Here is a 12,783-nt window from a genome sequence, read left to right on the forward strand (position 1 = left end):
AGTCTAATCTCCTTTTCAGGGTCAACGCCCCAGTACAACATCCAGCCTATAGCCTATCTACTCCGGAAAGCTCTATCTTACCCCCGGAGCGGTCAACGACCGCTTTCTTTCATATCATCTCCTTTACCGCGATTATCGTTTTTCTTTTCACAACCGTTTGGCCGTCAGTGTGGGCGGTTACTGGCAACAGGATTTCGGCATCGACCCGACGGCAGCTTTGCGTTATGAGCATGTCTGGGAATATTCCCCCCGGTTTTTTCTGCTCTATGGCGTCAGCCTGGCCCGTCACAGTTACGACGGCGACGGCGAAAATCAGCTGGGCTGTCACCTCGAACTGAACTGGAGGTTTTAGTCATGCGGATCGCGGGAATTGTGCTGCTGCTTTTGATGAGTCTTGCCGCGCCGGTGCGGGGTGACAGCTTCATCAGCCTGTGTTTCCACGATGTTCGCCCCGATGTCGGGCGCGGCGACGATCTGAGCATGTCGACGGATCGTTTCGTGGCCCTGCTGACCTGGTTGCGCCAGCACGGTTATCAACCGGTTGGCATCGATGATTTGCTGCAGGCCCGACAGGGGGAGCGTCCCCTGCCGGAAAAGGCTGTGCTGTTGACCTTCGATGACGGCTACCGCGATTTTTACAGCCAGGTTTTTCCATTGCTCAAGGCCTACCGATATCCCGCGGTGCTGGCTGTTGTCGGCAGCTGGCTGGATGCGGCACCGGGGGAAACCGTCGATTACGGTGGCACGCCCGTGCCCCGGGAAAAATTCCTGTCCCGGGAGCAATTGCGCGAGATTGCCGGATCCGGCCTGGTGGAAATCGCTTCCCACAGCTACGACGGTCATCGCGGCATAGCGGCCAATCCACAGGGGAATCGTCAGCCGGCGCTTAGCGCCAGACTTTACGATTCCGAAAACAATCGTTACGAAGACGATGCAGGGTATTTTGCGCGGGTGCACGCCGATTTGAACAAGAACGCAGACCTGATCGCGAAACTGGTCGGTGCCCGTCCACGGGTCATGGTCTGGCCTTTCGGCAAATATTCGCTACCTGCGATCAGGGCTGCCCGGGAGGCGGGGATGACGGTGACTCTCGGACTCGGCGACGGCGCGGGGGACACGGATCATTTGACCGGGGTGAAGCGTCTGCTGATCGAAGGCAGCCTTGAGCTGCACAGTCTGGCCTGGCGGATCCGCCACCCTCTGGCCCGGGATCCCCAGCGCGTGGTGCAGGTCGATCTCGATTATGTCTACGATTCCGACCCGGCCCAGGCCGAACGCAATCTGGGGGCTTTGCTTGATCGCATCGAGGCGATGCAGATCACCACCGTGTATCTGCAAGCCTTTGCCGATCCGGATGGCGACGGGCTGGCCGATGCCCTGTATTTCCCCAATGCCTGGCTGCCAGTGCGGGCCGATCTTTTCAACCGGGTTGCCTGGCAGCTCAAAACCCGAGCCGGCGTAAAGGTCTATGCCTGGCTTCCGGTACTCGCTTTCGCGACCCCGCGCAAGGATCTGCTGGTTAGCAGGTGGCAGCCGGCAGCAGGGCTGTCAGCTCCCGATCCCCGGGATTACCGGCGTCTCAGCCCCTTTGTGCCGGAGGTCAGAGGCATGGTGCGGGGGATTTACGGGGATTTGGCGCGGTATGCCGATTTCGACGGTCTGTTGTTTCATGATGACGCCCTGCTGTCAGCTTTCGAGGATGCCCACCCGGCGGCCATGGCATGGCGTCGGGAGCAGGGGCTGACGGACGATCCGAGCATTCTCTGGGGCAGTGCTGACGAAATGCGAAACTGGAGTCGTCTGAAAACCGGATATCTCATTGATTTTACGCGGGAGCTGGCCGATACGGTGCGGCAGTACCGTCCCGAAATCAAGACCGCTCGCAATCTTTACGCGCGCGCGGTGCTCGACCCCGCCGGGGAGGGTCGTTTCAGTCAGAACCTCGGGCTGTTTCTGCAACATTACGATGAAACGGCGTTGATGGCCATGCCGTACCTTGAAGGGGTCGGTGATGCTGAGTCCTGGCTGAGGGAACTGGTGGCGGCGGTAGATCGTGAGCCGCACGGATTGGAAAAGACCGTTTTCGAATTGCAGAGTGTGGATTGGACTGATCCGAAAAGACCCCTTGCGACCCGGGCTCTGGCGCGGCACATGCGCCTTTTGCAGAGCCTGGGCGCGGTGCATTTCGGCTATTATCCCGATGATTTTCATCGCGACCATCCCGCTGCGGAATCTTTGCACCCGGCTTTTTCCATCAACTCCGATCCCTTTGAGATGTAGCCATGGAAACGATACTTCTTATTCTGCGGGCGTTGCTCGATTTTGTATTTTATTATCCCCTGTTCATGGCCTGTTTGTGGATGATCGGCGGGCTCGATTATTACCTGCGCCGCGAGTACCGCAAGGATCGGCCGGACCAGCCGCCGCGGTTGCCATCTTACCCCCTGGTTTCAATCATCGTTCCGTGTCACAACGAAGCGGCACATCTGCGCGATACCATTGGCTATCTGTCCCGTCAGAAATATCCCGATTATGAAATTATCGCCATCAACGACGGCAGCACCGATGCCACCGGCAGCATGCTCGAGGAGTTGGCCGGGGAAAATCCGCGACTACGGGTGTTGCATTTCGAGACCAATCAGGGCAAGGCCATGGGATTGCGCATGGCGTCGCTGGTGGCCCGGGGAGAGTTTCTCGTTTGTATCGACGGCGACGCCTTGCTGGACCCCGATGCGATCTTCTGGATGATGCGGCATTTTCTGGAAGGTCCCCGGGTTGGCGCGGTTACCGGCAACCCGCGCATACGCACCCGCTCGACCCTGCTGGGCAAGATCCAGGTCGGCGAGTTTTCCGCTATCCTTGGGCTTATCAAACGCGCCCAGCGGGTCTATGGCAGGGTTTTTACCATGTCCGGCGTGGTTTCCGCTTTTCGTAAATCGGCCCTGCATCATGTCGGTTACTGGAGCCTTGACATGATGACCGAGGATATCGATATCAGCTGGCGACTGCAGCTGAGTCACTGGGACATCCGCTTCGAACCCAACGCTCTGTGCTGGATTCTGATGCCGGAGACCCTAAAAGGGCTATGGAAACAGCGCCTGCGCTGGGCTCAGGGCGGCAGCGAGGTGTTGCTGCGTTATCTGCGGCACATGTTCAAGTGGCGCTCCCGCCGCATGTGGGGTGTGTACTTCGAATACTTCACCAGTATCTTCTGGTCTTACAGCATGTTGATTGTCGGGCTGGTCTGGCTCTGGGGGTTGTGGTTGCCCCTCCCTGCCGGAATGCGGCTCCCGGCCGTAATCCCTGCCTGGTCCGGTGTTGTGCTAAGCCTCACCTGCCTGTTGCAGTTCGCAGTGGCGATGTTGCTTGATTCCCGCTATGAACGGGGGCTGGGGCGTTGTTACTACGTCATGATCTGGTATCCTCTGGCTTTCTGGCTGATCAATATGTTTACCATCGTCGTGGGATTGCCCAAGGCACTGCTGAAAGAGCATGGCGAGCGCGCCATCTGGGCCGAGACCGATCGTGGCATCTATTAGGGGGAGCAATGGGGACGGGTCTGATTATTGAAAAACCGGAAGCCCAGAAGCGCGGCCAACGGGTGGCGCAAGGACTGCTGACGGTCGGTTTCTGGTGCTTGTTTCTGAGTCTGTTGCGGCCACTGCTGGCATTGTTCGGCTGGTTTATCGGCATCCGGCTGTTTACTCATGAAATGATCGAAAAAGACGGCGGGCGACTGCTGTTTGAAACATTACGAAACTACGGGCTGGTGGTGCTGGTGATGGCCCTGATTTTGCGCACCTGGGCCTGGTACAATCATCGGCGTTTCGCCGGCAAGGACAAACGGCGCACGACGATGGCGCCGGTTTCCCTCGAAGAGATAGCCCGCTATCATAATGTGGACCCGACCGCATTGGCCATGTGGCGTCAGGATCGCAGTCTGTATGTTCGGCATAGCGAAGAGGGCAGGGTTCTGGAGGTTCAGTCGGCCGAACCGCCACCCTGGAAGCCTTGTGTCCGCAGCGTCAGCCTGGCACGGGAAAGCTGCACCGAGGCTTGTGAAAAGAGCGACGGTCGCGCGGGGTCTCCCCCTTGCGCTCTTTAAAACGTCAGGCCATCCGGGATTATGGACGGAGGTTCCGTCTTCGGTCCGATCTGGTAAAATATCGGCTGGACGCCGGTGACTGCGAATTTGCATGGTACGGCAATAGTTGCCGGCTCACCGGCCTGCGCAGGAGGATAAGGATGAAAAGTAACCAGCTCAGTTTGGGGATATTTGGCGCTTTAGTCGCAGCGGGAGTTCTGGTTGCAGGCACCGCATCAGCCCGGATTACGGAACTGCGCAGCACGCTTGATGATCAGCAACAGGTGGCGGTGACCATCTACAACAGCGATCTGGCCCTGATCAAGGATGTGCGGCAGGTGGCTTTACCCGCCGGCGAAAGCCTGTTGGCCTGGCGCGAGGTGGCTGCCGGCATGCAGCCGGAAACGGCTCTGCTGCGTCCGCTGAAAGACGCCGGCGGGTTACGGGTGGTGGAACAGAGCTTCGATTACGACCTGTTGACCCCGGGCAAGTTGCTGGAGAAATTTGTCGGCCGCACGGTGCAGGTTGTGCGTATGCATCCCACCTCCGGTGCCGAAACCTCCGAGACGGCACAGGTGCTGGCCGCCAACGGCGGCGTGGTGCTGCGCATGGGGGATCGCATCGAGACCGGCATCCCCGGCCGTCTGGTCTATCCCGATGTGCCGGCCAATCTGCGGGATCGCCCGACCCTGGTGGTGCAGGTGGCGGCGGATAAGGGCGGAACGCGTGATCTGGAGTTGAGCTATCTGACCAGGGGGTTGTCCTGGCAGGCGGATTATGTTGCGCAACTCGACGCCCGGGATGAACATCTTGACTTGTCCGGCCTGGTGACCCTGAACAACCAGAGCGGCGCCACCTATGAACAGGCTCGCCTGCAGCTGGTAGCCGGCGATGTCCATCGTGTCGGTGGGCAGGAACTGGACATGCGGGCATTCGAGGAGCGGGCTGTGAAGGTTATGGCCGCCGCTCCGGCCATGGCCGAGGAGGGTCTGCTCGATTACCACCTCTACACCCTCGGCCGCTCCACCACTATCCGCGAAAACCAGGTCAAGCAGGTCGCTTTGCTGAATGCCTCCGGTGTTCCCGTATCCAAGGAGTACCTGTTGCGCGGCGCCGATTATTACTACCGCGGCCGTCACGGCGAACTCGGCAAGAAGCTCAAGGCGGCAGTGTATCTCGAATTTACCAACAGCGCCAGGGCCGGACTCGGAATGCCGCTGCCGAAAGGGATCCTTCGGGTTTACAAGAGCGACAGGGCCGGCAACGCCCAGTTCGTCGGTGAGGATCGTATCGACCATACTCCTAAAAATGAAAAAGTCCGGTTGCGTCTCGGCGATGCTTTCGACGTGACGGCCGATCGTACCCAGACCGATTACAAAAAAATAGCTGGCGGTCCGTCGGAGACCGTTATCGAAACGGCGTGGCGGATCGAACTGAAAAACGCCAAAGAGCAGGCGATCAGGGTCAAGGTCGAAGAGCCGATGCCCGGCGATTGGCAGATTGTTGAGCAAAGCCATGCCCACGTCAAAAAAGATGCCCGTACCGCTGCCTGGGAGATCGCGGTCCCGGCCGAAGGCATGACCGTTCTGACCTATCGGGTGCGGGTACGGTACTGATACATGTTCCAACCTGAAGTTTCCGGGGAGAACCCGGAGATGCAATGAGCCGGTTTGAGATGATCAACGGTTTATGGTCTCCGTGTTTTCCCCGCCTTTTTATGTGTGACACCGCTCGTTAAAGAATATTCCCCGCCATTAAAGCGCCTCCCTCAAATTAACCCTGCAAAAGCAAAAAGATAACAAAGCTATCATGGGACCTTGCCTATCAGGTCAGCTTTGTTAGGGTTAAAAGGTATCCATCCTGAAACTCCGGATGGATACAGCGTGGTTCGAATCGGTACTCATTTTTTTCCGGAGGTGCTTATGAGAGGATTTCTCGACGCTTTTATGGAGACCCTGGGGCAATATCTGCCGAGCGTGCTGGGGGCATTGATCATCCTGATTGGCGGCTGGTTTCTGGTGATGTGCGTGCGGAAACTGTTTGTCCGGCTTTTGAAAAAACTCCGGCTGGATGAACGGATTTCCCAAAAATCAGGCCAGGAACTGAATGTGGAAGGTTTGCTGGCCGGGCTGGTTTATTATGTTCTTCTGCTGTTTGTTCTGCTGTTGACGCTGGAGGCTCTGGGCGTCAGCGGGGTGCTGGATCCTGTCAAGGAGATGTTCAGCAGTTTCATGAATATCCTGCCCAATCTGCTGGCAGCTATTCTCATCGGGGTGGTGGGCTACGTTATCGCAAAAATTCTTGCCAATGCCATTCTTGTGGTTGGCAAGGGCCTCGACGAGCTGGCGAGCCGTGCCGGATTGACGGACAAGATTCAACTGGCCAGACTTGTTTCACAGATCGTCTTTGTTCTGATTTTTGTGCCGGTGCTGATATCCGCCATCGGCGCACTCAAGATCGAGGTTATTTCGGTCCCGGCCACGGAGATGCTCGGTATCCTGATGGCGGCGATTCCCGACATTCTTGCAGCGGCCATAATCCTCGCCGTGGCCTACGTTGTCGGACGTTTTGTCACCAATATCCTGGCCGAACTGCTCAAAAATCTTGGTGCCGACGCCTTGCCGGAGAAAATAGGCGCCAGACAGCTGCTGGGGGCGGACCGCTCCTTCAGCCGGTTTTGCGCGGCGGTTGCGTTTTTCTTCATCATGTTGGCGGCGACGGTTTCCGCGGCTGAAAAACTGTCCATTGGCCTGCTGGCTGGCGCTCTGGACGATTTATTGAGCTTTGCCGGACAGATTGCCCTGGGCATGGTTATTCTCGCCGTGGGCAATTATCTTGCGACGCTGGCCTATAATGCGTTGAGCCGGCATCCGGACAATCTGAATCTGGCCAAGATCGCACGATTGGCCATTCTCGGCCTGGTGTTGGCGATGGGACTGAAGGCCATGGGGATAGCGGATGACATTGTTAATCTGGCCTTCGGGCTGACACTTGGCTCGGTAGCTGTTGCGGTGGCCCTCTCTTTTGGTCTGGGTGGTCGGGAAGCGGCTGGACGCCAGATGGAGTACTGGCTCGGCAGGCTGCGCAAGGAAAAATAAGCTTGCGTTCATCCAGAAGCTCCGGATGGATACCAGCTTTTAAAACTGCAGGCACTACAAAGCGGGCCCGTTCAGGGCCCGCTTTGTAGTGTGTCTAAGGGTGTTTTCAACCAATCCCGGTTCCGTCGGAGCAGGCAGGCATCAATCGGCCACAAGTGCCTGTGGAATGATTCGCGGCGCCATCGGCGGATCCTGTAAAATCCTGGACGGAGCGTTTTTTTGCTGCTCGATAATGCGCAAACTGGTTGCGGAAAAAGAAAATATAGCGGTGTCTCCCGGTTTGAGATCCTGCTCACGGGCACCCATCACTGTGACGGCGGCCTGCAGGCAGAATCCGTCGGCCTGGCCTGTTACCCATACCAGTGGGCCGCGTCGTTCCATGCGAACAATCTCGGCGGGCAGATGGTTACGCAAGGTGCCACGTGGCTGTTCTCTGGCCAGGCCCAGTTCCTCGGGCCGCACGGATACCAGAATCTGCTGTCCGACCGGGGCGTGGTCAATGCTGTAAAACCGGGCCTTCCCAGCCTCGATGTGCGTCAGACCCGAAGGGTCACAGTCGAGCACCCTGCCTTGCAGTATGTTGCGCGCACCGAGAAAATGGGCAACAAAGCCGGGGCGCGGGCAGTTGAAAACATGCTCGGGGGAGCCGGTTTGCAGAATCTGCCCATCATGCAAAACCGCCACCTGGTCGGCGAGGGCCCAGACATCTTCCATGTCGTGGGTGACATGCAGGACGGTGACGTCGAGGTCTTTGACCAGCTGGCGCAGCAGGCTGCGCATGCGTTCCCGGCTGGCAACGTCCAGCGCGCTGAAGGCCTCATCCAACAACAAAACCTTGGGATCGGCAACAAGCGCCCTTGCAAGCGCGGCGCGTTGCTGTTCTCCTCCCGACAGCGTGTTGATGTCCCTGTGCAGCAGGTTTTCGATGCCGAGGCGGGCGGAGATGTCGCAAACCTTGGTTTTTACCTGTTTTCGGGACATTTTCTGCAGCTTCATGCCGAAGGCGATATTGTCAAATATGTTCAGATGTGGAAAAAGCATGTAGTCCTGGTATACGATACCCATCTTGCGCCGCTCCGGGGACCATTTTGTGATGTCCTGCCCATGCAACAGGATCTGGCCGCGCAGGGGATTGAAGCTGCCGATGATCGTTTCCAGAAGGATGCTCTTCCCGGCCCCCGAGTCACCGATAAGGCAGCAGTATTTGCCTTTCTCCACAGCCAGGCTGGCACCTCTCAGGCTGAATTCTCCCAGGTCGACATACAGGTCCCGGATCTCCAGCAACGCCATCATAGTACCACCTCACGGTTCAACATCTCAAAAACCACGATAGCCGCCAGAGAAATCAGAATCAGCAGGATACCCGAGGTCATGGCCATGGCCAGATTGCCATAGGAGATGTTCAGATACAGAGTGATCGGCAGCGTTTCCGTGAACATGCGGGTGCCGCCGGCCAGGATGAGAACCGTTCCGAAACAGCCCATGCACCGGGCAAATGCAATCACCGCTCCGGCAAACAGACCGCCTCTGGCCATGGGCAGGGTCACGCGCCAGAAGGCCGCCCATTGCCCGCAGCCAAGGCTGCGGGCCACCAGTTCATAACGTGGACTGATGCTGCGGAATGCGGCGTATACCACACGCGTCGCATAGGGCGCGGCGGTGAAGATCTGCGCAATGGCGATGCCGGTTTTGCTGAACACGATATCGATGCCGGCTTGCTTGAGCCAGCCGGCCACGGGATCGTGGCCGAACAGCAGCAGCAAACAAAGTCCCAGCACCAGTTCAGGGAATGCCATTGGCAAATCAACAACGGTGCGCAGCAGCTGATGGCCGGGGAACTGAAAGCGCGCCAGTACGTAGCCAATGCTGATCGCCAGTATCATGACCACCGCCACGGAAATGCCGCTGGTAATCAGCGACAGGCGGATACTGTAAAGCATTTCCTCCGACAGGGTGCTGCTGAGCACCTCCGCCCAGCGGGGCATAAAAACCAGGGACAACATGGCCCACAGCAGCATGCCCACAAACAATACGGTAATGCTGGTCAGACCTGCCTTGAAAAGCCGATTCGCCATAAAATCACTCCGGTCTGGCGACAGGGAAGCCCCATTTGCGCCACAGGGCCTTGCCCTCGGGCGATGCAATGTAATCGATGAATGCCTGGGCCCGGTCCGCTTGTTGCGAATAGGTCACGACGGAGGCGGGAATGGTTTTGATGCTGTTCTGGGCAGCGGGGATCTGCACGATATCGACCTTGCCCCTGGCCTGGCCCCAGATGGCCTGATCTTCCCAGGCGATGCAGGCATCCACCTGTCCGGTGGCGGCATAAATCAGCAGCTGGTTGGTGGTGCTGGGACGAACCACGGTATTTTTTGCAACGGTTTCCATAAGGTTGTTCTTGGTCAGAATCTCGTTGCCGACTTTGCCGATGGCCGCAGCTTTGGCGTCGGCCAGGGCAACGCGCACGCCGGGCCGGGCCAGATCCCGCAGCGATTGGATTTTTGCAGGATTGCCGGCCGGTACCAGGATGACCGGCACATGGTAGCATAGCAACTTTTGTCCTTCTGCGCGGGCCAGCCCCTGCTTTACGGCATCCTTGTTGTATTTGTCCGCTCCGGGGATGAAAACGTCGCCTGCCTTGCGGGTGGCAATCATCCCGAACAGCTCGCCGGAGCCGCCATAGATCAACTGTACAGGGATCTTGTAGCGTGCCTCGAACTGTGTTTTGAGTTCATCCATCGGTTTCATCAGGCCAGCGCCGGCATACACCGTGAGCGGCTGCTGGCCCGCCAGGGCCGGGGCGCCGAAGCTGCCCATCATCAGAAGTACTGCCAAGCAGATTGTCCGCCACATTTTCATACGCATGTTTTCCTCCCGGAATTAAATACACTCTCTTCGGGGCAGGCACCTCTCCTTTCCCGAAAAAAGCATTTAGGTGTTAGTTATTTCTAGGTTGGCAGAATTTCGGTGTCTTTTCAAGTAAATAACGAAGTTGGGTGAGATGTGTTTATTAAGCCGTTTCCATCAGGAAACGGCGGATGGACAGGGGCTCAAGTTTCAGATTGGCTGGCGTGATAAGTGCGGGCGGGGGGATTGTTCCAGGGTTGCCCCAGGGGCAAGTTTGTCGAGAGAAATACCGTTGGGATGGAGCTGATACACATGTTTGTATCGCATTCATGCACCCATCAAAAATAGCCCCCCTGTCGGGGGGCTTGAGGAGAAAATGAAACAATCGGGGCATGGGGATGCCCCGGGTTTTCCATCCGGGGGGTACGGATGAAAATCAGGCGCGCACCTGGGGCAGCAGTTCCTCAAGCAGCGCAAAATATTCTTCCATGTCGGCCATGGTCATGTCGCCCATGTGCGGGATGCGGAATGTCGTATTTTTGATCTTGCCGTAGCCGCCGTCCATGGCATAGCCGCGTTCACCGAGCAGTTCCTTGAGACGGGCCACATCGGTGCGGCCGTCGTTGGCGACGGCGGTCAAGGTCTGGGAGCGAGCGCCTTCGGCGGCATACAGCCCAAAGCCCTGCTTCAGGGCCCAGGCGCGGGTGGTGTCGGCCATCAGGCGGTGGCGTGCGTAGCGGTTTTCCAGGCCCTCGGCGAACATTTTCTGCAACTGGTGGCGCAGGGCGAAGATCATGCTGATGCAGGGCGTGCTGGGGGTGTTGTTTTTCTCGTCGTTCTTTTCGAATTCCTCGAAATCGAAATAGTAGCCCCGGTTGGGAGTGGTGCGCGCCTTGTCCAGGGCCTTGCGGCTGACGGCGAACACGGCCAGTCCCGGCGGCAGGGCGAAGGCCTTCTGCACGCCGGCCAGGCAGACATCGATGCCCAGGGCGGTGACGTCGATGGGGACGGCGCTCATGGAGGAGACGGTATCCACGATGAAGGAGACATCGGGGTATTTCTGCATCACCGCGGCAATCTCCTCAAGAGGTGACATGACTCCTGTGGAAGTTTCGTTGTGAACCAGGGTCATGGCGTCGTATTTGCCGGTAGACAGGGCCTCGTCAACCATCGCCGCGGTTACCGGCTGCCCCCATTCGGCGCTGAATACGTCGGCTTCAAGGCCACAGCGCAGGGTAACGTCGTACCACTTCTTGCTGAATGCGCCGTTGGCGAAACAGGCGCAGCGTTTTTGCACCAGGTTACGGACCGCACCCTCCATAACGCCGAAGGCGCTGGATGTGGACAGAAAAACCGGTCCGGGGGCATTCAGCAGTTTTTTAAGGCCGTCGACGACTTCTTTGTGCAGGTCGGCGTACTCTTTCATGCGGTGGCCGATCATGGGGGTGGCCATGACTTCCAGAACGTCGGCACTCACTTCAACGGGTCCGGGGATATAGAGTTTCTTGCTCATGGCTGTCTGCTCCTTCGGAAAATAAAAAACGCCTGGCCCTTGTTCAAGGGGGCCCAGGCGTACGGCTCTCAGGTCTTTTGATCCCGCTCCCCGGTGGTGAACCACCTCGAGACGCCAGTTACGGGAGACCTGCAAATTGTCGGAACTCATGCGAGTTGAAAACCAAGTAACACACCTGCTTTCTCAAAGTCAAGCCGGTTTCTTGGCGATCCGGTATACATTCCGGGGGAGATTTTATGAGATCGCCCGGTCTTTGCAGAAATTTATCGAAATCCCTTGACATTCACCATCAGCTGATTATATTTAGCCTTGCTTGTTAGCACTCACCCAAAACGAGTGCTAACATCGAGCCAAAGTCCAGGGCTTTGGTCCGCGCTTGCAACGGACTTGAGCTTTTTTTGTTTGGATGTTGAGAAGGTTTTTTTCGGGATGCGTCCCGCACTCAAAATTTTTATGACCGAACGAAAGGAGAATGCAGCATGAACATCAGACCTTTGCGTGATCGTATCATCGTGGAACGGACCGAAGAGGAAACCACCACCGCCGGTGGCCTCATTATTCCTGACTCCGCCAAGGAAAAACCCCAGCAGGGTGTCGTCAAGGCCGTAGGCAAGGGCAAGGTGCTCGAAGATGGCACCGTGCTTCCCATGGACATCAAGGTCGGCGACCGCGTTCTGTTTGGCAAATACGCCGGCAGCGAGATCAAGATCGACGGCAAGGAATATCAGATCATGCGTGAAGACGATATTCTCGGTATTCTCGAGTAAATCGCTATTGTTTCAGTAAAGCCAATCCAAAGGAGGATAAACAGATATGTCTGCCAAGGAAATCAAATTCGGACAGGATGCCCGCGCTCTGATTCTCAGCGGTGTCAATCAGTTGGCCGATGCTGTTAAAGTTACTCTCGGCCCCAAGGGTCGCAATGTCGTCATCGACCGTTCGTTCGGCGCTCCCCTGATTACCAAAGACGGCGTTTCCGTCGCCAAGGAAATTGAACTGGAAAACAAGTTCGAAAACATGGGTGCCCAGCTTGTCAAGGAAGTCGCTTCCAAGACCTCCGATGTCGCCGGTGACGGTACCACCACCGCGACCGTTCTGGCCCAGGCCATTTATCGCGAAGGGGTCAAGCTGGTGACCGCGGGCCACAATCCCATGGAAATCAAGCGCGGCATCGACAAGGCGGTTGAGTCTGCCGTAGCTTACCTGAAGGAACTGTCCAAGCCGATCAAGGATCACAAGGA

The 12,783-nt window shown here is 57.5% G+C and carries 12 protein-coding genes and 1 riboswitch; of the genes, 8 read left to right on the forward strand and 4 right to left on the reverse strand.

Annotated elements, in window-relative coordinates:
• Positions 1–55 precede the first annotated feature (55 nt).
• The 6 genes from AB7E65_RS08700 (at position 56) to AB7E65_RS08725 (ending at position 7,182) form a co-directional block, all read left to right on the forward strand.
• Positions 56–352, forward strand: coding sequence for a hypothetical protein (locus tag AB7E65_RS08700; protein WP_428745684.1), 297 nt, complete (start codon positions 56–58; stop codon positions 350–352).
• 2 nt (positions 353–354) lie between these two features.
• Positions 355–2,280 (forward strand): poly-beta-1,6-N-acetyl-D-glucosamine N-deacetylase PgaB, encoded by a 1,926-nt coding sequence (pgaB, locus tag AB7E65_RS08705; RefSeq protein ID WP_428745677.1) that lies wholly within the window; start codon positions 355–357, stop codon positions 2,278–2,280.
• Between the two features lie 2 nt (positions 2,281–2,282).
• Positions 2,283–3,539 (forward strand): poly-beta-1,6-N-acetyl-D-glucosamine synthase, encoded by a 1,257-nt coding sequence (gene pgaC, locus AB7E65_RS08710; protein WP_428745678.1) that lies wholly within the window; start codon positions 2,283–2,285, stop codon positions 3,537–3,539.
• A gap of 8 nt (positions 3,540–3,547) precedes the next feature.
• Positions 3,548–4,105 carry a poly-beta-1,6-N-acetyl-D-glucosamine biosynthesis protein PgaD gene (gene pgaD, locus AB7E65_RS08715; protein WP_428745679.1) on the forward strand — a complete coding sequence of 186 codons (558 nt, stop codon included), beginning with the start codon at positions 3,548–3,550 and terminating at the stop codon, positions 4,103–4,105.
• A 140-nt stretch (positions 4,106–4,245) separates the two neighbouring features.
• A complete protein-coding gene (locus tag AB7E65_RS08720) occupies positions 4,246–5,700 on the forward strand; it encodes a DUF4139 domain-containing protein (protein WP_428745680.1) in 1,455 nt (484 codons plus the stop codon).
• 306 nt (positions 5,701–6,006) lie between these two features.
• Complete coding sequence (locus AB7E65_RS08725) at positions 6,007–7,182, forward strand: mechanosensitive ion channel (protein ID WP_072286845.1); 1,176 nt, start codon at positions 6,007–6,009, stop codon at positions 7,180–7,182.
• A 141-nt stretch (positions 7,183–7,323) separates the two neighbouring features.
• Here AB7E65_RS08725 and AB7E65_RS08730 read toward each other — a convergent pair whose 3' ends face one another.
• The 4 genes from AB7E65_RS08730 to AB7E65_RS08745 all read right to left on the reverse strand — a co-directional run bounded on the left by AB7E65_RS08730 (position 7,324) and on the right by AB7E65_RS08745 (position 11,542).
• The gene (locus tag AB7E65_RS08730) at positions 7,324–8,475 is read right to left on the reverse strand and encodes an ABC transporter ATP-binding protein (protein WP_072286846.1); all 1,152 of its coding nucleotides are present in this window, start codon (positions 8,473–8,475) and stop codon (positions 7,324–7,326) included.
• Positions 8,472–9,257, reverse strand: coding sequence for an ABC transporter permease (locus AB7E65_RS08735; protein ID WP_072286847.1), 786 nt, complete (start codon positions 9,255–9,257; stop codon positions 8,472–8,474). Before AB7E65_RS08735 ends, AB7E65_RS08730 begins: the two co-directional genes overlap by 4 nt.
• A 4-nt stretch (positions 9,258–9,261) precedes the next feature.
• Positions 9,262–10,017, reverse strand: coding sequence for a molybdate ABC transporter substrate-binding protein (gene modA / locus AB7E65_RS08740; RefSeq protein WP_428745681.1), 756 nt, complete (start codon positions 10,015–10,017; stop codon positions 9,262–9,264).
• Positions 10,018–10,465: 448 nt separating this feature from the next.
• The gene (locus AB7E65_RS08745; protein WP_428745682.1) at positions 10,466–11,542 is read right to left on the reverse strand and encodes a pyridoxal-phosphate-dependent aminotransferase family protein; all 1,077 of its coding nucleotides are present in this window, start codon (positions 11,540–11,542) and stop codon (positions 10,466–10,468) included.
• A 44-nt stretch (positions 11,543–11,586) separates the two neighbouring features.
• Positions 11,587–11,674: riboswitch (ZMP/ZTP riboswitch) on the reverse strand.
• A 347-nt stretch (positions 11,675–12,021) separates the two neighbouring features.
• Between AB7E65_RS08745 and groES the strand changes: the two genes are divergently transcribed.
• Together groES and AB7E65_RS08755 are read left to right on the forward strand one after the other, a co-directional pair.
• Positions 12,022–12,309: a co-chaperone GroES gene (gene groES / locus AB7E65_RS08750; protein ID WP_072286850.1), complete on the forward strand. Its 288-nt coding sequence runs from the start codon at positions 12,022–12,024 to the stop codon at positions 12,307–12,309.
• A 46-nt stretch (positions 12,310–12,355) separates the two neighbouring features.
• Positions 12,356–12,783, forward strand: a 428-nt coding sequence (locus AB7E65_RS08755) for a TCP-1/cpn60 chaperonin family protein (protein ID WP_428745683.1), incomplete at its 3' end; no start/stop codon positions are given.

Source organism: Syntrophotalea sp. (genome assembly GCF_050253115.1).
Classification (GTDB): Bacteria; Desulfobacterota; Desulfuromonadia; order Desulfuromonadales; family Syntrophotaleaceae; genus Syntrophotalea; species Syntrophotalea acetylenica.